This window comes from Streptomyces sp. NPDC085944, assembly GCF_040686295.1.
Classification (GTDB): domain Bacteria; phylum Actinomycetota; class Actinomycetes; order Streptomycetales; family Streptomycetaceae; genus Streptomyces; species Streptomyces salinarius.
The window spans coordinates 178,135-198,473 of the sequence record NZ_JBFBJX010000005.1 but is presented as its reverse complement, the minus strand read 5'-3'; the positions used below and the strand labels follow the sequence as shown (position 1 = coordinate 198,473).

General features: G+C 70.8%; 24 protein-coding genes and 1 pseudogene. 12 read left to right on the top strand and 13 right to left on the bottom strand.

Annotated features, from left to right (window positions below; all coding sequences use genetic code 11):
- The first annotated feature begins 1 nt into the window (after position 1).
- From AB0P07_RS11720 to AB0P07_RS11690, 7 genes and pseudogenes are all read left to right on the top strand, one after another.
- Entirely contained in the window at positions 2-1,783 is a 1,782-nt protein-coding gene (locus tag AB0P07_RS11720; protein WP_365548620.1) for a hypothetical protein, read from the top strand.
- On the top strand, positions 1,783-2,406 hold the full coding sequence (locus AB0P07_RS11715; RefSeq protein WP_365548617.1) for a hypothetical protein: 624 nt from the start codon (positions 1,783-1,785) through the stop codon (positions 2,404-2,406). The genes AB0P07_RS11720 and AB0P07_RS11715 overlap by 1 nt, the downstream gene beginning before the upstream one ends.
- A gap of 71 nt (positions 2,407-2,477) precedes the next feature.
- Positions 2,478-2,702: a hypothetical protein gene (locus tag AB0P07_RS11710; RefSeq protein WP_365548614.1), complete on the top strand. Its 225-nt coding sequence runs from the start codon at positions 2,478-2,480 to the stop codon at positions 2,700-2,702.
- Positions 2,702-3,286 (top strand): annotated as a pseudogene (locus AB0P07_RS11705) (N-acetylmuramoyl-L-alanine amidase); the annotation flags it as partial. The gene AB0P07_RS11710 and the pseudogene AB0P07_RS11705, both read left to right, overlap by 1 nt.
- A 269-nt stretch (positions 3,287-3,555) precedes the next feature.
- Positions 3,556-3,774, top strand: a complete 219-nt coding sequence (locus tag AB0P07_RS11700) for a holin (protein WP_365548611.1) — start codon at positions 3,556-3,558, stop codon at positions 3,772-3,774.
- A 14-nt stretch (positions 3,775-3,788) separates the two neighbouring features.
- Entirely contained in the window at positions 3,789-4,139 is a 351-nt protein-coding gene (locus AB0P07_RS11695) for a hypothetical protein (protein ID WP_355161770.1), read from the top strand.
- The gene (locus AB0P07_RS11690; RefSeq protein ID WP_365548609.1) at positions 4,136-4,819 is read left to right on the top strand and encodes a collagen-like protein; all 684 of its coding nucleotides are present in this window, start codon (positions 4,136-4,138) and stop codon (positions 4,817-4,819) included. Before AB0P07_RS11695 ends, AB0P07_RS11690 begins: the two co-directional genes overlap by 4 nt.
- A gap of 46 nt (positions 4,820-4,865) precedes the next feature.
- Here the strand turns inward: AB0P07_RS11690 and AB0P07_RS11685 are convergent, their stop codons facing one another.
- The 3 genes from AB0P07_RS11685 to AB0P07_RS11675 are packed head-to-tail and all read right to left on the bottom strand — an operon-like array spanning position 4,866 to position 6,508.
- Entirely contained in the window at positions 4,866-5,720 is an 855-nt protein-coding gene (locus AB0P07_RS11685; protein WP_365548606.1) for a Scr1 family TA system antitoxin-like transcriptional regulator, read from the bottom strand.
- Positions 5,721-5,745: 25 nt separating this feature from the next.
- The gene (locus AB0P07_RS11680; protein ID WP_365548603.1) at positions 5,746-6,276 is read right to left on the bottom strand and encodes a DUF6879 family protein; all 531 of its coding nucleotides are present in this window, start codon (positions 6,274-6,276) and stop codon (positions 5,746-5,748) included.
- Positions 6,245-6,508, bottom strand: a complete 264-nt coding sequence (locus AB0P07_RS11675) for a hypothetical protein (protein WP_365548600.1) — start codon at positions 6,506-6,508, stop codon at positions 6,245-6,247. Before AB0P07_RS11675 ends, AB0P07_RS11680 begins: the two co-directional genes overlap by 32 nt.
- A gap of 229 nt (positions 6,509-6,737) precedes the next feature.
- On the opposite strand from AB0P07_RS11675, the gene AB0P07_RS11670 reads away from it, so the two are divergent.
- The 3 genes from AB0P07_RS11670 (at position 6,738) to AB0P07_RS11660 (ending at position 8,386) form a co-directional block, all read left to right on the top strand.
- Positions 6,738-6,929 (top strand): hypothetical protein, encoded by a 192-nt coding sequence (locus tag AB0P07_RS11670; RefSeq protein WP_365548597.1) that lies wholly within the window; start codon positions 6,738-6,740, stop codon positions 6,927-6,929.
- 257 nt (positions 6,930-7,186) lie between these two features.
- Positions 7,187-8,089, top strand: coding sequence for a radical SAM protein (locus AB0P07_RS11665; RefSeq protein WP_365548594.1), 903 nt, complete (start codon positions 7,187-7,189; stop codon positions 8,087-8,089).
- An 18-nt stretch (positions 8,090-8,107) separates the two neighbouring features.
- Entirely contained in the window at positions 8,108-8,386 is a 279-nt protein-coding gene (locus tag AB0P07_RS11660) for a hypothetical protein (RefSeq protein ID WP_361670334.1), read from the top strand.
- 66 nt (positions 8,387-8,452) lie between these two features.
- On the opposite strand, the gene AB0P07_RS11655 is transcribed toward AB0P07_RS11660, so the two are convergent.
- The 5 genes from AB0P07_RS11655 to ureA all read right to left on the bottom strand — a co-directional run bounded on the left by AB0P07_RS11655 (position 8,453) and on the right by ureA (position 12,758).
- Positions 8,453-8,686: a helix-turn-helix transcriptional regulator gene (locus tag AB0P07_RS11655; RefSeq protein WP_365548591.1), complete on the bottom strand. Its 234-nt coding sequence runs from the start codon at positions 8,684-8,686 to the stop codon at positions 8,453-8,455.
- Between the two features lie 182 nt (positions 8,687-8,868).
- Positions 8,869-9,051 (bottom strand): hypothetical protein, encoded by a 183-nt coding sequence (locus AB0P07_RS11650; protein WP_365548588.1) that lies wholly within the window; start codon positions 9,049-9,051, stop codon positions 8,869-8,871.
- A gap of 203 nt (positions 9,052-9,254) precedes the next feature.
- Positions 9,255-10,283 carry an agmatine deiminase family protein gene (locus AB0P07_RS11645; protein ID WP_365548585.1) on the bottom strand — a complete coding sequence of 343 codons (1,029 nt, stop codon included), beginning with the start codon at positions 10,281-10,283 and terminating at the stop codon, positions 9,255-9,257.
- A gap of 43 nt (positions 10,284-10,326) precedes the next feature.
- Complete coding sequence (locus AB0P07_RS11640; protein WP_365548582.1) at positions 10,327-12,039, bottom strand: urease subunit alpha; 1,713 nt, start codon at positions 12,037-12,039, stop codon at positions 10,327-10,329.
- Positions 12,036-12,758, bottom strand: a complete 723-nt coding sequence (gene ureA / locus AB0P07_RS11635) for an urease subunit gamma (RefSeq protein ID WP_365548579.1) — start codon at positions 12,756-12,758, stop codon at positions 12,036-12,038. Before ureA ends, AB0P07_RS11640 begins: the two co-directional genes overlap by 4 nt.
- Positions 12,759-12,931: 173 nt before the next feature.
- Here ureA and AB0P07_RS11630 point away from each other — a divergent pair, with 173 nt between their 5' ends.
- The gene (locus AB0P07_RS11630) at positions 12,932-14,380 is read left to right on the top strand and encodes a cytosine permease (RefSeq protein WP_365548576.1); all 1,449 of its coding nucleotides are present in this window, start codon (positions 12,932-12,934) and stop codon (positions 14,378-14,380) included.
- A 55-nt stretch (positions 14,381-14,435) separates the two neighbouring features.
- Here the strand turns inward: AB0P07_RS11630 and AB0P07_RS11625 are convergent, their stop codons facing one another.
- The 3 genes from AB0P07_RS11625 to AB0P07_RS11615 form a co-directional block, all read right to left on the bottom strand.
- Positions 14,436-15,524 (bottom strand): branched-chain amino acid aminotransferase, encoded by a 1,089-nt coding sequence (locus AB0P07_RS11625; RefSeq protein ID WP_365548573.1) that lies wholly within the window; start codon positions 15,522-15,524, stop codon positions 14,436-14,438.
- Between the two features lie 264 nt (positions 15,525-15,788).
- Positions 15,789-16,832 (bottom strand): 3-isopropylmalate dehydrogenase, encoded by a 1,044-nt coding sequence (locus AB0P07_RS11620; RefSeq protein ID WP_365548570.1) that lies wholly within the window; start codon positions 16,830-16,832, stop codon positions 15,789-15,791.
- A 76-nt stretch (positions 16,833-16,908) separates the two neighbouring features.
- Positions 16,909-17,040, bottom strand: coding sequence for a hypothetical protein (locus AB0P07_RS11615; protein WP_365548567.1), 132 nt, complete (start codon positions 17,038-17,040; stop codon positions 16,909-16,911).
- Between the two features lie 341 nt (positions 17,041-17,381).
- Here AB0P07_RS11615 and AB0P07_RS11610 point away from each other — a divergent pair, with 341 nt between their 5' ends.
- The gene (locus AB0P07_RS11610) at positions 17,382-17,588 is read left to right on the top strand and encodes a DUF5988 family protein (RefSeq protein ID WP_365548564.1); all 207 of its coding nucleotides are present in this window, start codon (positions 17,382-17,384) and stop codon (positions 17,586-17,588) included.
- 77 nt (positions 17,589-17,665) lie between these two features.
- Here AB0P07_RS11610 and pruA read toward each other — a convergent pair whose 3' ends face one another.
- Both pruA and AB0P07_RS11600 read right to left on the bottom strand, forming a co-directional pair.
- Entirely contained in the window at positions 17,666-19,306 is a 1,641-nt protein-coding gene (pruA, locus tag AB0P07_RS11605) for an L-glutamate gamma-semialdehyde dehydrogenase (protein ID WP_365548561.1), read from the bottom strand.
- A gap of 49 nt (positions 19,307-19,355) precedes the next feature.
- The gene (locus AB0P07_RS11600; RefSeq protein WP_365548559.1) at positions 19,356-20,336 is read right to left on the bottom strand and encodes a proline dehydrogenase family protein; all 981 of its coding nucleotides are present in this window, start codon (positions 20,334-20,336) and stop codon (positions 19,356-19,358) included.
- Positions 20,337-20,339 lie beyond the last annotated feature (3 nt).

Here is a 20,339-nt window from a genome sequence, read left to right as displayed (position 1 = left end):
CATGGCGCGCTCTCTCTTCGGTGCGGGCATGGCCGACTACGTGGTGCAGCCGGTCGACGGCCTGTGGGGTGTCGCACCCGGGGCGGTGATCACGTTCTGGGATGCGGCCGACGGCGGCACCCAGTACACCGATCTCCTGGACGCGGCCGGCGCCCCGGTCACCGAGATCGTCGCCGACTCCAACGGTTTCATCCCCGAGTTCTCCGGCCCCGACTCGGTTACAGGGATGTGGGCGCAGGTCGGGGAGTCGGCCCGGGTGTGGATCGAGGCCCGCGGTACGGGGTCCGGCGGCGGTGGTGGGGGCGGCGGGTACACGTCGATCTCCCGGATCGTCGCGTCGGCGACTGCGCCGGCCGACGTGCGGGCTGCTGCCACGTACGTGTGTGACGGCATCGCCGACCAGGTCCAGATCCAGCAGGCCCTCGACGACGCACGCGACGCCGGCGGCGGCGAGATCCAGCTGACCGTCGGCGACTACAACCTCACCGCCCCGCTGTCCGTGGAGGGCACCGACGACGTCGACGTGGAGATCGGCATCATCGTCCGCGGCCAGGGCGCCCGGGCCACACAGCTGGTGGCCGGTGCCGGGATCACCGCGGCGATCCACCTGACCAAGGTCGTCCGTGTGATCTTCGAGAACTTCGGGATCACCGTGGGCGGAGCCACGGACGGGATCACCTCGTCCACCACCAACGGGCCGGCATCCGGCCACCGGTCGTTCTGGAACTCGAGCTTCAAGAACCTGCAGATCACGGGCCCGTGGGACGGAAGCCACACCGGCTGGGCGATCAACATGGGCAGTCCGTTCCGCAGCGTGTTCGAGAACATCGAGATCGGCGGGGTCGGCAACGGCATCCGCTTCTACAGCGAGCACGCTGACTTCAACCCTGGTGACTCGACGATCGAGCGCGTCTTCGTCGAGCTGGTCGGCAACAACGGCATCGCCTACAAGATCGAGTCCACCACCGCCGACGGCGTGATGAACCAGATCAAGTTCGACATGGTGGAGGCCATCGCCAACGGCACCGGCTGCACCGGCATCGAACTGGGCGGCGGCGTCGGCCCCGTCCACCACACGCACTGGGAAGACATCAACCTCGAGCAGTTCGACAAGCTCGTCAACATCCAGCGCGGCGGCGGCAACTCGTTCAACCTCAGCTACGTCGAGCTGCGCACCGGCATCGCCGGGCTGACCGCGTTCACCTTCGGTGCGAACGCGTACAACAACGCGATCCTCAGCTGCGGGCTGCTGTTCGCCAGCGTCAACACCGTCCTCTTCGCCGACGGCAACACCTCGCTGCCGTCCCAGCCCAACTCCGTGGAGCGGACCCGGGTCTACGCAGACGGCACCGCAGCCGTCAGCGGCACGGCCAACCCGGCAGGGACGACGATCCGCCGGGGGATCGTCGGCGGCGGCTCCGGCACCATCTCCGTGCTGCACCCGCCGGGCATCGACGCCCCGTCCCAGGTGATCACCCTCACCGACGGGGCGACCATCGCCACCGACGCCAGCCGCGGCTCCCACTTCAAGGTCACCATCGCCGGGAACCGCACCCTGTCCGCGCCGACGAATCCAGTCGACGGGCAGAAGGTGATGTGGGAGGTCGTCGCCTCCGGCGGCGCCCGCACCCTGTCGCTCGCAGCCGGTGCCGGCGGGTTCGTGTTCGGGTCGGACATCACCGCGCTGTCCGCCACCGTGTCCGGGAAGACGGACTACATCGGCGCGATCTACAGCGCGGCCGCCAACGTGTGGCGGGTCATCGCCTACGCCAAGGGGTACTGATGCCGGCCCTCGCGACGCTGGTCGACGACTTCGACGACAACACGGTGGACGGCACCCGCTGGCCCGGCAACTACGGCGTCTACTCAGAGGTCGGCGGGCGGGCCCGGGTGCAGTGCGACCCGAACTACGGGGCCTACGTGAGCGGCGCCGCGTACACGCTGGCCGGGTCCTCAGCCTTCGTGAGGATCTACCCGCCAGCCCTCGGCGGTGCCACCACCACGGCGTACGCACAGATCTCACTGCTGCACTCCGTGGAGGGCACGGAGATCGGCGCGAAGATCGACCGCTTCACCGGCAAGCTGAGGCTCCAGTCGAACGTGGACTACTTCGACGGGGCGGCGGTGGAGGTCACCTACGATCCGGTCGCTCACGCCTACGTGCGGATCAGCGAGGCGGGCGGCACCCTCACCTGGTCGACGAGCCCGGACGGGTCGACGTGGACGACCAGACGGACGCTGGCCACCCCGGCCTGGGCGGCCGCGTCGACCACCGTCGAGCTGCGGCTGGAGACCCGCCGCAACAACGGCACCGTCGACTACGCGGAGTTCGACAACCTCAACACCGTGCCCGTCACCCCGCCCGCCGGTGGCACCAAGAAGGCCGCCTTCTTCGCACTCTTCTGACCGCACCCACCGCATCAACCCCACGCCCCGCGCCACCAGGCCGGGGCGTTCTCCATCCCCAGGAGGTACCCGTGCAACCCGCTGACATCGAGCACCGGTTCGCATTCCACGCGGCCACCACGCAGGAGAAACGCGACGAGCACACCAGCGTCCGGCAGCACTGCCGGCGTCTGGCCGACGAGCTGAACGAACGGCTCCCCGAAGGACGCGAGAAGAGCCTCGCCATCACCAAGCTCGAAGAGGTCATGTTCTGGGCGAACGCCGCGATCGCCCGCGCCGGATCGGCCACCAGCTGATGGCCTCCCCGATGAGCGCCGACAGCTTCCTGCAGGCGCTGCGTGACGAGGGCCTCGACGTCGTCGAGGTCGGTGACTGGCGGGACCACAACCGCAACCACAAGGGGCCGTGGGGTCCGGTCAACGGGGTGATGATCCACCACACCGTGACCCGGGGCAGCGCCCACACGGTGGAGCTCTGCCGCAGGGGCCACGCCAATCTGCCCGGGCCCCTGTGTCACGGCGTCATCACCAAGGACGGCAAGGTTCACCTGGTTGGCTACGGCCGGGCCAACCACGCCGGCCTGGGCGACGACGACGTCCTGCGTGCCGTCGTCGCGGAGAAGCCGCTGCCCCGGGACAACGAGGCCAACACCGACGGCAACCGCCACTTCTACGGCTTCGAGTGCGAGAACCTCGGCGACGGCAAGGACCCCTGGCCGGAGGTCCAGCTCGAGGCGATCGAGCGTGCGGCCGCCGCGGTGTGCCGGCACCACGGCTGGGACGAGCGGTCGGTGATTGGCCACCTCGAGTGGCAGCCCGGCAAGGTCGACCCGCGTGGCTTCACCATGGCGTCGATGCGCTCCCGGGTCGCCGACCGCCTCCACGGCAAGACCCCCAACAGCACAGAGCAGGAGGACCCGATGGCGGGATACAGCAAACGGCAGATCGCCGAGGCCGCGTGGGACGAGGACATGCTGCCGGCTCCGAAGTTCGCCCCGGACGTGAAGAAGAACCCGCGCTGGACGGCGTCCAGCTACATCCGCTCGATCTACAACGCGGTGGCTGGCCTGCCTGGAGCACTCGCAGATCTCCGCAAGGACGTCGCCGCACTGCGTGCCGAGGTCGTCGCACTCAAGAAGGAGTCCTGACCATGGCTGCACCCGTAGAGAAGAAGGTCACCGCCGCGACCGCCGGCACGTACGTCGGCAGCACCGCGCTGCTCGCCGGGCTCGAGGCGGTGCAGGACCATGCCGAGCTGGTGAGCTGGATGCCCCCGGCTCTGGCTCCGTTCGTCCTCGCCCTGGTCCCGGCGGCCATCACGTTCGTGTCCGGCTGGGTGACCAAGCACAGCCCGCGTACCAGCGTCTGACCCCTGGGGGATCAATGGCCGACGAGCCGTCCAACGGCGAACTAGGGCGGCAGATCGGCGCGCTGCAGGCGTTGCTCGAGGCCCGCCTCGGGGAGCTGCATTCGCGACTCGACAAGGTCGTGTCCTTGGACGTGTACACGATCCAGAACACGTACTTCGAGCAGCGCCTGGCACAGCTGCAGGCGGACGTGCAGCAGGTGCGATCGGATCGGGACTCCCTCGAGGACGCGTTCGAGCAGTACCAGCTGGCGGAGCGGGACCGGCGCGAGGCCGAGCGGCAGCGGCGCCTTTACCAGGCGGTCATCCCGGTGCTGATGGCTCTGCTGTCGGCGGCGATCGCGGTGTGGGCGGTGGTGGCAGGGTGAGCACCAGGACGAAGAGACGCCGGCGGTGGCCGGTGCCGCGGGCCGAGTGGCTGATCGCCGTCACCGGCCTGCTGTCCGCCGCCTTCCTGGCGTGGCTGGCGGTGCAGGTCGTGGCCCTCACGCACGATCTGCGGTCGGCACAAGGCGAGCGGGATGCGCTGGCCCAGCAGGTGGAGGACCTCGGCGGTACGCCGGTGGCCGGGCCGCGCGGTGAGCAGGGGGAGCCGGGAGCGTCGGTGACCGGGCCGCCCGGAAAGGCGGGCCCGTCCGGTCCGCCCGGCCGACCAGGCACCCCGGGCAAGGCCGGCGCCGACGGAGACGACGGGCAGGACGGTGCAACCGGTGAGGCAGGGGCGGCCGGTCTGGACGGCGAGCCTGGCGCCGAGGGATCGCCGGGCCCGGCGGGGGTGGCCGGTCCTGCCGGGCCGGCCGGACCGGCGGGGCCGCAGGGCGAGCCCGGCCCGGCCGGACCGGAGGGCCCCGCCGGAGAGCGCGGTCCGGCCGGGCCGTCGTGCCCGACGGGGTACAGCGCGCAGGCACCCGAGTGGGACGAGAACGCCCTCGTCTGTATGCGCGACACCGCCCCCGGCGACAGCGACGAGGAGGACCAGGAGCCGGACGCACCACCAGCGAGCCCGCTCCCCCTGGCGCTGGATCCGAACCGCCGCCAGTACCCGTGACCCTCACGGCCCCCTCCCCGTACGGGGAGGGGGCCGCGTCGTCGTGTCAGTGCAGGGCTTCGATGGCGCGGAGGACCAGGGCGCGGGCGTCGGCGCCGTACACGGCCATGCCGCGCAGCTCCTCGAACGCGCGGGCGTAGAGGCTGATCTCGGTGGGCTGGGTGATCCGCACGCGGGCGGAGACCAGCTCGACGGAGACGAGCCGGTCGTCGTACATGTGGAAGGTCTCGCGCGGCCACTGCCGTCGCTCGGTGGTGGCCATGGGGATGACGCCGAGGGAGACCTGCGGCAGGGCGCCGGCGGTCAGGAGGTGGCCGAGCTGTGCGGCCATCGCGTCCGCGTCGCACACCTGGTAGCGGAGGGCTGCCTCCTCGACGGCGAAGACGAAGGTTCGCCCCGGCTGGTGGATGATCTGCGAGCGGTCGACTCTGGCCCGGGCGGCTGCGGCGCTGTCGTCGACGGGGACGTCCCGGAAGCGGGCGCTGATGCCGAGGATGCCGGCGGCGTAGCCCTCGGTCTGCAGGAGTCCAGGGACGAGTGATCCGGAGTAGACCCGGAAGTGCCGGGTGTCCTGGAACAGGCGGGGCTCGCGTCCCTGCAGGGCGGCGAGGCCTTCGCGTACCTGGGTGCGCCACTCGGTGTACATGGACTCGGCGTGCAGGGACTGGGAGATCAGGTCGTCGACCTGGTCCAGGGCGTCGCACGCGCGGCACCACAGGCGGATGTCCGTGGCGGTGGGGGCGGTGCGGGCGTTCTCGATCCTCGAGGTCTTGGCGTGGTGCCAGCCGCACAGGTCGGCCAGCCCAGTGATCGTCAGCCCTGCGGTCCGGCGCATGTCCCGCAGCCGCGCGGCCACGACTTCGCGGGCGGCCTGCGCCGAGGACGAGGGGGAGATGGGCATGGGCTGGCCTGTCCGGTGCGTGCTGTCAGGTGATCGTGTACTGGTCGTGTGGTGTGGCCCGGGCCCAGGCCTCCTCGAACGCGGTGGCGCACAGCTTGGCGGCGGCCGGGTCGTCCGTGACTTCCGGGCCGAGGCTGCGCCCGTTGCCGTCGAAGTGGTTCCACCGCACGAGCTGGTCGTCGAACAGCCAGAAGTCGTTGCCGGGCAGGGCTAGGGTCGAGGCCTGGCGGCGGGGCAGCCAGCGCACCAGCTCACCCGCGGCGACGTTCGTGAAGGTCGTGTCGTACAGGTACCGGGTGTACTCGGTGACCGGCTCCGAGACGATGCGCGCCCGGCGGATGGTGACGCCGCGGGCCACCGTCTCCTGGACCAGGTCGAGCCAGGGCCGCCACCAGGAGGCCCGGTCGTCCTGGTCGTGGCGGAACCCGCGGCGCCAGTCCGCGAAGGGCCCGGCCTCGTAGTCGACCGCGTAGCTGTCGCGCATCTCCAGGTGGACGGCGGTGCGGGCGGTGCCGGCCAGGAGGTCAGCGAACGCGGGCGGCACGTTCGAGCGCATCGCACGCCTCCCTGATCATCGTCACCATCCTGGCCGGGATACGGACGACACCCTCGTTGTCCGGGATGCCGACGGCGTGACCGGGCACCGTGAACGCGGCGCACTCGGCCATGGTCTCCTCATCGGGCAGCCACCCCTGCAGCACGAGCTCCTGCCGCCTCTCGTCGACCCAGACTGTGGGACTCTCCTCGTCCCCGGTGTTCGGGTCGATGCCGATGAACGTTAACGACATGGTCGCCTCCAGCGCTCGCGGTGTGCAGGACTGTGCGCCACGGTCACCTGCCTGGGCGCGGCGGTCAAGGGCGCCTTCGCGCCATCAGCCCCGGATGCGTGAATGCGTGCACAGATCTGCACATCGCTGGCAGTGCTGCACATCACATCCCTAGCGTCGGCTGAGACGACAGAGCCCCGGCGAGGTGGTGGCCTCCCGGGGTGTGGCCGACGCTAACGGGAGCATCGACATGGCCGAGACTACGCGGACCGCGAGCACTCCGCCCACCTCCACGACTGACGGCTACTGCTCGTGGCACCAGCGCATCGCCGAGAACGTGCAGCGAATCCAGCTCAGCGAGGCAGGCAGCGGCGGCAAGATCCACTACGCCTGCATCCACTGCATCCGCATCTACAGCCTGACCCCGTACCCGAACCAGTGAGCGGCACCCTGCCCGATGCCGCGAGCCTCAGCCGTGCCGTGTACTCCGGCTGGGCCTGCGTGCACTGCGGCGCCTCCCTCGCACTGCGGGGCGGCGTATCCGCCGGCCGCGCCGAGGGACACTCCGGCGCCCACGATCTCAGCGTCGACGTGTACGCCTGCCCACCCACATCAGGCTGCGGTCCCTCCCGCCGCGCCACCCCGTCCGCCACCGCCCGGGCGGTCGTCCCCCACCCACAGAGCAGGAAGGCAAACGAGATGACGGCACCCTTACGCTTCGCGTGGCTCGAGGTCACCGGGCGCTGCAACCTCGAATGCACCCACTGCTACGCGGACTCCTCGCCGCGCGGCACGCACGGCACCATGACCGTCTCCGACTGGGCGGGCACGATCACCCAGCTCGCGGCCATGGGCGCCCGCGACGTGCAGTTCATCGGCGGCGAGCCGCTGCTGTACCCGCGCATCGTGCACCTGATCATCCACGCTCGGGAGGTCGGCCTCACGGTGGAGGTGTTCTCCAACCTCACGGCGGTGAGCGAGACCCAGTGGCAGGTGTTCAAGGAGTACGACGTCCGGCTGGCCACGTCGTACTACTCCGACACCGCCGCCGACCACGACGCCGTGACCGACCGCAAGGGATCCCACGCCCGCACCCGCGCCAACATCATGCGCGCGCAGGAGCTGGGCCTCACCCTCCGCGGCGGCGTCATCCAGGTACGCCCGCAGCAGCGCGCCGTCCAGGCGCAGCAGGACCTCAAGGAGCTGGGCCTCACCGTCGTCGGGGCCGACCGGACACGGGCGTTCGGGCGGGCCAGCCGGGGAGCGGCGCCGACGATGGCTGATCTGTGCGGGCACTGCGCCGACGGGAAGGTCGCGGTCGGTCCGGACGGCGACGTCTGGCCGTGCGTACTGGGCCGGTTCATCAGCTTGGGCAACGTCAAGGCGACGCCACTCGCGGACATCTGGGCCGGGCCGGCCACGCGCCGAGCTCGCTCGGAGATCGAGGCCGCCCACGGGAACATGCCGGCGCAGTCGTGTACGCCGCCGCAGTTCCTCCCCATGTGCGGACCGTGCAGTCCGTGCGTGCCATCCGTGGGGCACTGCGACCCGCGAATAGCCGACGCCCCGGCCGCTACGATCGGCAGCCCGTCCGGAGACTGACCGAAAGGGGCGACGATCATGGAGCGCACCGAGGAAGAGTGGGCACGCATCGCGGGGTACGTACGCCACGCGGTGAACAAGCTCGCTCCGCAGCCGCTGCCGCTGTGTCTGCCGGGTGAGCCGCAGGCCTGCGGGAAGGACGCACGCGAGCACGTGCTGCTCTGGTCGGCCGAGCTGAAGGCCGTCGCGCACAGCCTGATCGAGACGTCCGCCGCCACCCATGAGGACGCGGCGCACTACTCCGGTCCCCTGTACCGGCAGACCCTCGAGGCGCTGCGCGGACAGCGAGTCGCGTAGCGCCGAGGAGACCGCGGCCCGCTTCTGCCACCCCGTCGGAGGCGGGCCGCTCTCGGCTCCGGCCCGTCAGTAGACGAGCTCGCCGAGCGGGACTCCGATGGCGTCCGCGATGAGGATGAGGTCGGTGAGAGTGGGATCGGTGATCGCCGTCTCCCAGCGGTGGATGGTCTTGTGGTCGCGGCCGATGCGTTCGCCGAGCTGGATCTGAGAGAGGCCGGCGGCTCGGCGGTAGTTGCGGAGTTGGTCCCCGAGCTCCGCGCGTCGGGGGCGTACCCAGGCGGGCATGGGGTCGAGTGGCACGCTGCCACGTTCGGATGATCTTGATTGGAAGTCTTTACCATCTGTGGTAAATCTTGCGCCGCCTGGGTACTTCAGCAGGTAGCGCCTGGACTGGCCGAGCCGTTGCTCGAGAGATGTAGCGGACAGCTATCAGTTCGTGCTCGAATGGCCGGATGCAATTCGTACGCACGTTCGAGATCGTGTTAGCCGGCGCCTGAGCGCGCCCCTCCGGCCCCGGTGCGGCCGACCGCTCCGGTGAGGCGGCCGCCCGCCGTGAGTACCCCCTCGTCGGCGGGCGGCCAGTCCACTCCCGAGGCCGTCGACGCGAGGCGCAGCGTGAGTTCACCAACGCCCCGTGACATGTGCACGATTCGCGCGTTGGACATAGCGGCCAGGGTGGGGACTTTCCGCCTCCCCGGGTGGTCGCCCCACCCTGGTCTTACAGAAGCGGCCCCTGGCGTATCGCCGGGGGCCGCTGACGCTTCTCCCATGGGAGAAGGATGGGAGAAAGATCTTACGAGCTAGAGCCGAGTAGACCTAACTCAGGCTAACTCAAGCTAATTACGTCGGGAAGAAACCGCAGGTCAGCTCACTGACCTGCGCGCTTGGGTTCTTGCTGCGTGATGCAGTGGATGCCTCCGCCACCCGCGAAGATCGTACGCGCGTCCACCAGGGTCACCGTCCGCTCGGGGAACAGCCGGCGGAAGACGCCCGCCGCGAGTTCGTCGTTCGGGTCGCCGAAGGAGCACAGGACGACGCCGCCGTTGCACAGGTAGTGGTTGATGTACGAGTAGTCGACCCAGTCGCCGTTCTCGTCCTTCAGGACGGTCGGGGCGGGCACCTCGACGACCTCGAGGCGCCGTCCCCTGGCGTCGGTCTGGCCGCGCAGGATCTCCAGGTACGTCCGCGAGCGGGCGTGGTCGGGGTGGCGCGGGTCGCGCTGGCTGTGCACGACGACGGTGCCGGGCCGGGCGAAGGCCGCGACGATGTCGACGTGGCCCTGGGTGCCGTACCTGCCGTAGTCGCCGGTCAGGCCGTGCGGAAGCCAGATCGCCTTGGTGGTGCCGAGCCTGGCGTGGATCTCCGCCTCGACCTGCTCGCGGGTCCAGCCGGGGTTGCGGCCGGGGCCGAGCTGGACGGTGTCGGTCAGCAGGACCGTGCCCTGGCCGTCGACGTGGATCGCGCCGCCCTCGTTGACGAGCGGGCTGCTGAACGCGGGCGTGCCAGCCAGGTCCGCGACATGGCGGGCGATCTTGGAGTCGTGCTCCCAGCGGGCCCACTCCTGGGCGCCCCAGCCGTTGAACACCCAGTCCACGGCGGCCAGCCCGCCCTGCCCGTCCGTCACGAAGGTCGGGCCGATGTCCCGCATCCAGGCGTCGTCCAGCTCGCGCTCCACCAGGTCGACGTCCGGGCCCAGCAGCTCGCGCGCGGTGGCGCCCTGGCCGGGTCCATGCACCATCGTCACCGGCTCGAAGCGGCGCACCGCACGGGCCACGGCCGCCCAGGCCGCCCGGGCCTCGGCCAGTTCCTCGTCGTTCGTGAACGTCGGGTTGGGGCCGGGCCAGGCCATCCAGGTGCGTTCGTGCGGGGCCCACTCGGGCGGCATGCGGAAGGTCATGGAGGTGTCCCAGGGGGTCGGAGGAACGTCAGGGGGAGGAGCCTCAGAGGAAGTAGAGGCGGTTGAGGGAGACCGAGTCGGCGGGTTCGCAGTGCAGCGGGTCGCCGTCGAGGGTGACCAGGCCGGTGCGCCGGTCGACGTCGACCGCGCCGGTACGGGAGTTCAGCCGCAGGTCGGCCGGGCCGATGCCGCGGGTGCCGCGCACGGCGACCCGACGGCGGCGGGTCGGCATGGTGTCGTGTCCCCGGTCGAGGGCGGCCTGCGCGACGAAGGCCACCGATATCTCGGCGGGCGTGGCGCCGTGCGCGCCGAACTGGGGCCCGAGGACGAGGGGTTCGCAGGTGTCGGTGGCCGCGTTGGGGTCGCCGACCACGCCGTACGCCGGGAAGCCCGACTTGAGGACGAGCTGCGGCTTGGCGCCGAAGTGGTCCGGGCGCCACAGCACGATGTCGGCGAGCTTGCCGGCCTCGAGGGAGCCGATCTCGTGGGCGAGGCCGTGGGCGATGGCGGGGTTGATGGTCAGCTTGGCCATGTAGCGCAGGACGCGTTCGTTGTCGTGGTCCGCGTCCGGGGCGCCGAACTGGGCCTTCATCTTCCCGGCCATGGCGAAGGTGCGGCGCACGGTCTCGCCGGCCCGGCCCATGCCCTGCGCGTCGGAGGAGGTGATGCCGATGGCGCCCAGGTCGTGCAGCACGTCCTCGGCGCCCATGGTCCCGGCGCGGATGCGGTCACGGGCCATGGCGGCGTCGCCCGGCAGGTCGGTCTTGAGGTCGTGGACGGAGACGATCATGCCGTAGTGCTCGGCGACCGCGTCCCGGCCGAAGGGCAGGGTGGGGTTGGTGGAGGAGCCGATGACGTTCGGGACGCCGGCCATCTTCAGCACGTTGGGGACGTGTCCCCCGCCGCAGCCCTCGATGTGGAAGGCGTGAATGGTGCGGCCCTCCAGGACCCGGAGGGTGTCCTCGACGGACAGGCACTCGTTCAACCCGTCGCTGTGCAGGGCGACCTGGACGTCGTACTCCTCGGCGACGCGCAGCGCGGTGTCGAGGGCGCGGGTGTGGGCGCCCATGTCCTCGTGCACCTTGAAGCCGGACGCCCCGCCCTCGGCCAGCGCCTCGATCAGCGGCGCCTCGTGGGACGAGGAACCCCGGCCCAGGAAGCCGATGTTGACCGGCCAGGCGTCGAAGGCACCGAAGGCGTGTTTCAGTGCCCAGGGCGAGTTGACGCCGACGCCCCAGACGGGGCCGAACTCCTGCCCGATGATCGTGGTCACGCCGGAGGCGAGCGAGGCCTCCATGATGCGCGGGGAGAGCAGGTGGACGTGGGTGTCCACGGCCCCGGCGGTGGCGATGAGCCCCTCGCCGGACACGATCGAGGTGCCCGTGCCGACGACCACGTCGACACCGTCGAGGGTGTCGGGGTTGCCCGCCCGGCCGATGGCGTGGATGCGCCCTTCGCGGATCCCGATGGACACCTTCCGGATGCCCAGCACGGCGTCGATCACGACCACGTTGCTGATCACGACGTCGCAGGTCTCGCGGACGGCGGCGGCCTTCAGGTGCAGTCCGTCGCGGGCGGTCTTGCCGAAGCCGGCGAGGAACTCGTCGCCGTGGCGCTGCCCGTCGGACTCGACGCGGATCACCAGCCCCGAGTCGCCGAGACGGAGCCGGTCGCCGGCCCGGGGGCCGTGGGTGGCGGCGTACTCGTCCGCGGTGAGGCGGGGGGCCTCGGCGGGGTGTCCTCCGGGGCGGCTCATCGCCGTCCCTCCTCTCCGGTCGCTCCCGGGTATCCCTCTGCGGCGGCTCCCAGGTAGCCGCAGACGGCGGCCCGGCGCAGCGCCTCCTGCTTGGCGCCCGGCGCGTCCAGCGGGCCGTCCACCAGCCCCGCGAACCCGATGGCGACGCGGGCGCCGCCGATCGGCACGAGTCCCACCTCGGCGCTTTCGCCGGGGCCGAAGCGGACGGAGGACCCGGCGGGGACGGCGAGGCGCATGCCGTAGGCCCGTTCGCGGTCGAAGTCGAGCCGCGGGTTGGCCTCGAAGAAGTGGAAGTGGGAGGTCACGGAGACGGGCACGGTCGCGGTGTTGGTGACCGGGAGACGCACCGCCGCCTCGGGTTCGGCGTGTTCGGGTCCCGGCAGCAGGGCACCGGGGGCGTCGGCCCCGAGTCTGCCGCCCCCGACGGGGTCGGTGACGACCGCGAGGCGGGAGCCGTCGTCGAAGACGGCCTCCACGTGCACCTCGGTGACCACGTCGGCGACGCCGGGCAGGACGTCGTCCGGGCCGAGTACGGACCGGGCGCGCTCGATGGCCTCGGCGAGCCGTGCTCCGTCGCGGGCGGCCTCGCACACGGTGTCCGCGATCAGCGCGGTGGCCTCCGGCACGTTCAGCCTGAGCCCGCGGGCCCGGCGGGCACGGGCCAGCCCGGCCGCCCCGAAGAGCAGCAGCCGGTCACGTTCCGTGGGGGTCAGTCTCACGACGCGGCACCTCCTTGCCTTCCCAATTTTAGAGCAACACTCTAAATGTAAACATCACTCTAAACACGGGATTCACGCAACGGAACCGTTGACGAGCACCCGGGGCACACGTCACATTGAACGTCGCTCTAACCCTCAGGAACACCTCGGACGGCCGTCGAAGGAGACCAGCCATGCCGATAGAACAGCGCGGAGTCGACACCATCCCGGAAGCCGAACGCACCAGCGGTCCCCGGGACCTGGTCTCGATCCTGCTGGGGTCCAACCTCTGCCTGGGCGTGATCGTCTTCGGCTGGCTGCCGCCGTCCTTCGGCCTCGGCTGGTGGGCGTCGGTGAGTTCGGTGGTCGCGGGGACGGCCGTCGGCACGGTCTTCACGGCCCCACTGGCCCTGATCTCCCTGCGCACCGGCACCAACCTGTCCACGTCCTCCGGCGCCCAGTTCGGTGTGCGCGGGCGCCTGGTCGGCTCGGTGGTCGGGCTGCTCCTGGCCCTCGGCTACACCGCGCTGACCGTGTGGATCGGCGGAGACGTGATGGCGGGCGTGCTCGGCCGGCTGTTCGGCCTGCCCCAGGGCGGCGCGATGTACGCCGTCGTCTACGGCCTGCTCGCCGCCGCGACCGTCGCGGGCGCGGTCTACGGCTACCGGGTGCTGCTCGCCATGTCCCGGGTGCTGGCCTACGGCATGACGGCCCTGCTGGTGCTCGGCGTGATCGCCTACGCCCCCGACTTCACCACCGCCGCGCTGCCGGAGGCGGGCGGGTATCTGCTGGGCGGGTTCTGGCCGACGTGGCTGCTGGCCGCCGTGGCCGCCGGGCTGTCCGGGCCGATCGCCTTCATCACGCTGCTCGGCGACTACACCCGCTACATCTCCCCGGTACGCTTCTCCTCCCGCCGGGTGCTGCACGCGACCTGGCTGGGGCTGATGCTGGGTCTGCTGGTCCCCCAGCTCTTCGGCACCTTCACCGCGTACGCCGCCCACGCCGCCCTGGACTACGCGGGCCCGCTGGTCGACGCCGCGCCCACCTGGTACCTGGTGCCGCTGCTGCTGGCCGCCTCGGCCGGCTCGGTCGGCAACGCGGGGCTGATGCTGTACTCGATGGGCCTGGACCTGGACGCGATCCTGCCGCGCGCCTCCCGGGCCCGCGCCACCTGCGCCGTCGCCGTCGTCGCCACGGCCTGCGTCTTCGCGGGGCACTACGCCTGGGAGGCGCAGTCGGCGATGACGTCCTTCGTGCTGCTGCTGACGGCGATCGGCACCCCGTGGGCGGTCATCACGATGATCGGTTCGGTCCGCTGCCGCGGGGTCTACGACGCGGACGCCCTCCAGGTCTTCAACCGCCGGGCGCGGGGCGGGATCTACTGGTACCGGTCCGGCTGGAACGTCCCCGCGACGGCCGCCTGGGCGGTGGGCGCGGTGGTCGGCGTACTGGCGGTCTCCCTGCCGTCGTACGAGGGCCCGCTGCTGTCCCTCACCGGCGGGGTGGACTGCAGCTTCCTGCTGTCGGGGCTGGTGGGCGGGGTGGTGTACGTGCTGTGCACACCGGGGGGCGCGGTGGCGCCGGCGCCCGAGGAGGGGTTGCTCGCTTCTTGTCCGACCGAGTCGGGTGGTGGGCGGGCCTAGGCCGGGCCCGGGGGCGGAGTCCCCGGCACGGCGTCCCGCCCCCACCCGGGGCGGATCACGCCAGCGTGTGCATCCACCCGTGCGTGTCCTCCGCGGTGCCCCGCTGGATGTCCAGCAGCGCGTCCCGCAGTCGCTGCGTCACCTCACCCGTCTCGCCCCCGCTCTGCTGCCACTGAGCGCCGGTCCGCTTGACCGTGCCGACGGGCGTGATCACGGCCGCGGTGCCGCAGGCGAAGACCTCGGTGAGGGTGCCGTTCTCCGAGTCGCGCTGCCACTGGTCGACCGAGACGCGGCCCTCCTGAGCCTCGTAGCCGAGGTCACGGGCGACGGTGAGGAGGGAGTCGCGGGTGACGCCCTCCAGGATGGAGCCGGTGAGCGACGGCGTGATGATCTTGTTGCCGTACACGAAGTACAGGTTCATGCCGCCCAGTTCCTCGACCCACTTGCGCTCGATGGCGTCGAGGTAGCAGACCTGGTCGCAGCCCTTGGCCGCCGCTTCGGCCTGCGCGAGCAGCGACGCCGCGTAGTTGCCGCCGGTCTTGGCGTCGCCCATGCCGCCGGGGACGGCGCGGACCCGGTCCTCGGAGACCCAGATGGAGACCGGCTTGACGCCGCCCGGGAAGTAGGCGCCGGCCGGGGAGGCGATGACGAGGAAGAGGTACTCGTTGGCCGGCTTGACGCCCAGGCCGACCTCCGTGGCGATCATGAAGGGGCGCAGGTAGAGGGACTCCTCGCCGCCGTGCGCCGGGACCCACTTCTCGTCCTGCTTGACCAGCGCGTCGCAGGCCTCGATGAAGGTGTCGACCGGAAGCTCGGGCATGCCAAGGCGGCGCGAGGAGGCCTGGAAGCGGGCGCCGTTCTTCTCCGGACGGAAGGTGGCGACGGAACCGTCGGGGCGCCGGTAAGCCTTCAGGCCCTCGAAGATCTCCTGCGCGTAGTGCAGGACCATGGTGGCCGGGTCGAGGGAGAGCGGGGCGTACGGCACGAGCTGGCCGTCGTGCCAGCCGCGGCCCTCGGTCCACTTGATCGTCACCATGTGGTCGGTGAAGTGGCGGCCGAACCCGGGGTTGGCCAGAATCGCCGAGCGCTCGGAGTCCGAGAGCGGGTTGGCGGAGGGCTTGAGCTCGATCGTGGGCGTCGTCATGGGTGGCTGTCCTTCACCGGTATGGGTTGTGACGGGCCGCGGTCACGCCCGTACGGCCGGTGGCCGGTGCTAGGACGTCCGAGCATTCCCTCAAGTCGCGGCTTCGCGTTCGATTATCGCGCGCGGCCCACGGTGGGTGAAACGGGGTGAATGCGGCCCAGGATTCGATGGTCGCACCTGGCGGACGCAGGAGAAAGCCGCCGGGTGCCTTGTTTTTGGACCCGGCGGCTTCGAAACGGATTCGATCGAGTGGCGCGGCGGGTGTCAGCCGGCTACTCGTGCGGCGAGCGCGTCGCCGATCTCCGAGGTGGAGCGGGCGGGCCGGCCGCCGCGTTCGCCGAGGTCGGCCGAGACCGCCTCCTCGATGCGGTCCGCCTCGGCCTCGTACCCGAGGTGGCGCAGCAGCAGGGCGACGGACAGGACCGTGGCGGTGGGGTCGGCCTTGCCCTGGCCGGCGATGTCGGGCGCGGAGCCGTGCACCGGCTCGAACATCGAGGGGAAGGCGCCGGACGGGTTGATGTTCCCGCTGGCGGCGACGCCGATGCCGCCGGAGACGGCGGCGGCGAGGTCGGTGATGATGTCGCCGAAGAGGTTGTCGGTGACGATCACGTCGAAGCGGGCCGGGTCGGTGACCAGGTAGATGGTCGCGGCGTCGACGTGGATGTAGTCGGTGGTGACCTCGGGGTACTCCGCCGCGACCTTGTTGAAGACGTTGGTCCACAGGTGGCCCGCGAACGTCAGCACGTTGTTCTTGTGGACCAGCGTGAGCTTCTTGCGGGGGCGGGCCTGGGCGCGGGCGAAGGCGTCGCGGACGACGCGCTCGACGCCGTAGGCCGTGTTGACGGAGACCTCGGTGGCGACCTCGTGCTCGGTGCCCTTGCGGATGGTGCCGCCGTTGCCCGTGTAGGGGCCCTCGGTGCCCTCGCGGACGACGACGAAGTCGATCTCGGGCTGGCCGGCGAGCGGGGTGGCGACGCCGGGCAGGAGCTTGCTCGGACGCAGGTTGACGTGGTGGTCGAAGGCGAAGCGGAGCTTGAGCAGGAAGCCACGCTCCAGCACGCCGGACGGCACCGACGGGTCGCCGATCGCGCCGAGCAGGATGGCGTCGTGGCCCTTGAGGGCGTCGAGGTCGGCGTCGGTGAGGGTCTCACCGGTGGCGTGGTACCGCCGGGCGCCGAAGTCGAACTCCTTGGTCTCCAGCTTCACATCCTGCGGAAGGACGGCGGAGAGGACCTTCAGGCCTTCGGCCACGACCTCCTGGCCGATGCCGTCACCGGGAATCACTGCGAGATTGAGGCTGCGAGACATGACGGAACCCTATCGCTCGTCCCACGGGATGACATGCGGCGTCCGCCATGCGGACGCCACTGGTGTCCCGGGCCGCTCAGTGGCCGGTGGCGCCGCCGTTGTCCCGGCGGTCGAGGGCGCGCTGGAGGGCGGCCGCGGCGTTCTTGCGGTCGGAGTCGCTGGTACGGGAGAGGTGGCGGACTCGGCGGCGGGCGGTGGTCTCGGCCATGGGAATCGACTCCTTCGGCACAGCACACGGGGTGCGGAGAAAGGGGATTGCATGAGGCCGGAAGGGGCGGGGAGCGCGGTGCCGCAGGGGTTGCCTGCACGGGCACGGTCTCGCGGCCGCCCTTCGCTCGATCGAGCGGGACGTTCGGCTCCTACAAAGTTAAGGGAGCCCGCCACGTCTGTCTGCACAATTACTCGGACTTCCTACTATCTGAGACGACTCACTCGGGTCGTACGACGCCGGCCTGCGAACTCACCGGTCGGCCGTCCGCGGTCGACCACACGGCTGATGCTTGGTCCCGGCAGGTGGCACCGGAGCGCCGAAGCGGGAACGGTGCGGGCATGACCGACATGGCGAAGGCACTGCTCGAAGGCGGCCCCCGGGACCTGCCGGAGCGGATCGTCCCGCTCCCGCCTCCCGGCGAGGACATCAAGATCGAACTGCGCAACGGCTACGAGCACTTCCGGCGCGCCGGACGCGAGGCGGACACCCCCGGGGGCCGGCTGCCGGTGTACGAGTGGTGGGAGCGGACGGAGATGCCCGGATAGGCGGGCACGCGAGGAACCCCGGACACGCCGACGGGCCAGGTCGCGAGACCTGGCCCGTCGGGACGTCCGCGCGGGTGTCAGCCCATGTGCGGGTAGGTGTAGTCGGTCGGCGCGACCAGCGTCTCCTTGATGGCGCGGGTCAGCGTCCAGCGCATCAAGTTCTGCGGGGCGCCGGCCTTGTCGTTGGTGCCCGAGGCCCGGCCGCCGCCGAAGGGCTGCTGGCCGACGACGGCGCCGGTCGACTTGTCGTTGATGTAGAAGTTGCCGGCCGCGTAGCGCAGCTTCTCCATCGTGTACGCGGCCGCCGCACGGTCGTTGGAGATGACCGAGCCGGTGAGCGCGTAGTCCGACACCGACTCCATCTGGGTCAGCATCTCGTCGTACGCGTCGGCCTTGCTGTCGTCGTAGACGTACACCGCGAGGAAGGGACCGAAGTACTCGGTGCGGAAGACCTCGTTCTCCGGGTCGGTGCACTCGACGACGGTCGGGCGGACGAAGTAGCCGACCGAGTCGTCGTAGGAGCCGCCCGCGACGATCGTGCAGGTCTCGTCCTCCTTGGCGCGGTCGATGGCGGCCTTGTTCTTGGCGAAGGACCGCTCGTCGATGACCGCGCCGATGAAGTTCGACAGGTCGGTGACGTCACCCATGGTGAGGTAGTCGACCTCGGCGGCGAACTCCTCCTTGAACCCGTCGTTCCAGATGGACGCCGGGATGTAGGCGCGGGAGGTGGCGCTGCACTTCTGGCCCTGGTACTCGAAGGCACCGCGGGTCAGTGCGGTCTTGAGCACGGCGCGGTCGGCGCTCGGGTGGGCGACGAGGAAGTCCTTGCCGCCGGTCTCGCCGACCAGGCGCGGGTAGGTGCGGTACTTCTCGATGTTGTTGCCGACCGTCTTCCACAGGTGCTGGAAGGTCTTGGTCGAGCCGGTGAAGTGGATGCCCGCAAGGTCCCGGTGCTCCAGGGCGACCTCGGAGACCGCGATGCCGTCGCCGGTGACCAGGTTGATGACCCCCTTGGGCAGCCCGGCCTCCTCCAGGAGCTGCATGAGCAGCACGGCGGCGTGGGTCTGCGTCGGGGACGGCTTCCAGACCACCACGTTGCCCATCAGGGCCGGGGCGGTGGGGAGGTTGGCCGCGATCGCGCTGAAGTTGAACGGCGTGATCGCGTAGACGAAGCCCTCCAGCGGGCGGTGGTCCATGCGGTTCCACACGCCCTGGGAGTTGGCCGGGGGCTGCTCGGCCAGGATGTTCCGGGCGTAGTGGACGTTGAAGCGCCAGAAGTCGATCAGCTCGCAGGGGCTGTCGATCTCGGCCTGCTGGGCGGTCTTGGACTGGCCGAGCATCGTGGAGGCGGCGATGGTCTCGCGCCACGGGCCGGACAGCAGCTCGGCGGCGCGCAGGATGATCGCCGCGCGGTCGTCGAAGGACATCGCGCGCCACGCGGGGGCGGCGGCCAGGGCGGCGTCGATCGCGTCCTGGGCGTCCTGCTGGGTGGCGTTGGCGTAGGTGCCCAGGCGCGCCTTGTGGTTGTGCGGCTGCACGACGTCGAAGCGCTCGCCGCCGCCCATCCGCTTCTCGCCACCGATGGTGCAAGGCAGGTCGACGGGGTTGTCGGCCAGCTCCTTGAGCTTGGCCTCCAGACGGGCACGCTCGGGCGAACCGGGCGCGTAGCCGTGCACCGGCTCGTTGACGGGGGTGGGGACCTGGGTCACAGCGTCCATGGGTTCCGTAACTCCTTGACTTCAGCGGGTTGTGCGAGCGGGTGCGGGCTCAGCCCTTGGTGACCATCGAGCGGGCGAAGAACCGGAGGTTGGCCGGCTTCTCCGCCAGACGGCGCATGAAGTAGCCGTACCAGTCGGTGCCGTAGGCCGTGTAGACGCGCATGCGGTGGCCCTCGGCGGCCAGTCGCAGGTGCTCGTCGCTCCGGATGCCGTACAGCATCTGGAACTCGTACTCGTCGAGCTTGCGTCCGGCCGTGCGGGCCAGCTCCTGGCCGATGGAGATCAGGCGCGGGTCATGCGACCCGATCATCGGGTAACCCTTGCCCTCCATCAGGGTGCGCAGGATGCGCACGTACGCCTTGTCGATCTCGTGGCGCTGTTGGTACGCGACCTCTGCGGGCTCCTTGTAGGCGCCCTTCACCAACCGTACGCGAGAGCCGCTGTCGGCGAGGCGGCGCGCGTCGGCCTCGGTGCGGAAGAGGTAGGCCTGGATGACGCAGCCGGTCTGCGGGAAGTCCTTCCGCAGCTCCTCGTGGATGGCGAACATCGAGTCGAGGGTCGTGTGGTCCTCGGCGTCGAGGGTGACGGTGGTGCCGATCTCGGCGGCGGCCTCGACGACCGGACGGACGTTGGCGAGGGCCAGCTCGTGGCCGCCGTGGAAGGCGGCTGCGGGTCCGGAGGACCCTCCGTCGAGGGCGGTGCTGGGCGACGGGAGGGCCTGGCCGAACATGGAGAGCTTGACGGACATCTCGGCGCGGGTGCCGAGCTCCAGCGGCTTGAGCCGGTCGATCAGCTCCAGGTAGGCGTCGCGGGCGGCCTCGGCCTGCGCGGGGGTGGTGATGTCCTCGCCGACGACGTCCATCGTCAGTTCCAGGCCCTGATCGGTCAGCTCCCGGATGATCGGCACGATCTGGTCGACCGTCTCGCCGGGGATGAACCGGTCGACGACCGGCTTGGTCACGGGCGCGGCCGAGACGAGACGACGCATCCGGTCGCTGCGCGACGCGGCGAGAATCACGGGACCCAGCACGGG

Coding starts and splice junctions, on each gene's coding strand:
- AB0P07_RS11720 (WP_365548620.1), top strand. CDS start 2: ATGGCGCGCTCTCTCTTCGGTGCGGGCATGGCCGACTACGTGGTGCAG.
- AB0P07_RS11715 (WP_365548617.1), top strand. CDS start 1,783: ATGCCGGCCCTCGCGACGCTGGTCGACGACTTCGACGACAACACGGTG.
- AB0P07_RS11700 (WP_365548611.1), top strand. CDS start 3,556: ATGGCTGCACCCGTAGAGAAGAAGGTCACCGCCGCGACCGCCGGCACG.
- AB0P07_RS11695 (WP_355161770.1), top strand. CDS start 3,789: ATGGCCGACGAGCCGTCCAACGGCGAACTAGGGCGGCAGATCGGCGCG.
- AB0P07_RS11685 (WP_365548606.1), bottom strand. CDS start 5,720: ATGCCCATCTCCCCCTCGTCCTCGGCGCAGGCCGCCCGCGAAGTCGTG.
- AB0P07_RS11680 (WP_365548603.1), bottom strand. CDS start 6,276: ATGCGCTCGAACGTGCCGCCCGCGTTCGCTGACCTCCTGGCCGGCACC.
- AB0P07_RS11675 (WP_365548600.1), bottom strand. CDS start 6,508: ATGTCGTTAACGTTCATCGGCATCGACCCGAACACCGGGGACGAGGAG.
- AB0P07_RS11670 (WP_365548597.1), top strand. CDS start 6,738: ATGGCCGAGACTACGCGGACCGCGAGCACTCCGCCCACCTCCACGACT.
- AB0P07_RS11665 (WP_365548594.1), top strand. CDS start 7,187: ATGACGGCACCCTTACGCTTCGCGTGGCTCGAGGTCACCGGGCGCTGC.
- AB0P07_RS11660 (WP_361670334.1), top strand. CDS start 8,108: ATGGAGCGCACCGAGGAAGAGTGGGCACGCATCGCGGGGTACGTACGC.
- AB0P07_RS11650 (WP_365548588.1), bottom strand. CDS start 9,051: ATGTCCAACGCGCGAATCGTGCACATGTCACGGGGCGTTGGTGAACTC.
- AB0P07_RS11645 (WP_365548585.1), bottom strand. CDS start 10,283: ATGACCTTCCGCATGCCGCCCGAGTGGGCCCCGCACGAACGCACCTGG.
- AB0P07_RS11640 (WP_365548582.1), bottom strand. CDS start 12,039: ATGAGCCGCCCCGGAGGACACCCCGCCGAGGCCCCCCGCCTCACCGCG.
- AB0P07_RS11630 (WP_365548576.1), top strand. CDS start 12,932: ATGCCGATAGAACAGCGCGGAGTCGACACCATCCCGGAAGCCGAACGC.
- AB0P07_RS11625 (WP_365548573.1), bottom strand. CDS start 15,524: ATGACGACGCCCACGATCGAGCTCAAGCCCTCCGCCAACCCGCTCTCG.
- AB0P07_RS11620 (WP_365548570.1), bottom strand. CDS start 16,832: ATGTCTCGCAGCCTCAATCTCGCAGTGATTCCCGGTGACGGCATCGGC.
- AB0P07_RS11615 (WP_365548567.1), bottom strand. CDS start 17,040: ATGGCCGAGACCACCGCCCGCCGCCGAGTCCGCCACCTCTCCCGTACC.
- AB0P07_RS11610 (WP_365548564.1), top strand. CDS start 17,382: ATGACCGACATGGCGAAGGCACTGCTCGAAGGCGGCCCCCGGGACCTG.
- pruA (WP_365548561.1), bottom strand. CDS start 19,306: ATGGACGCTGTGACCCAGGTCCCCACCCCCGTCAACGAGCCGGTGCAC.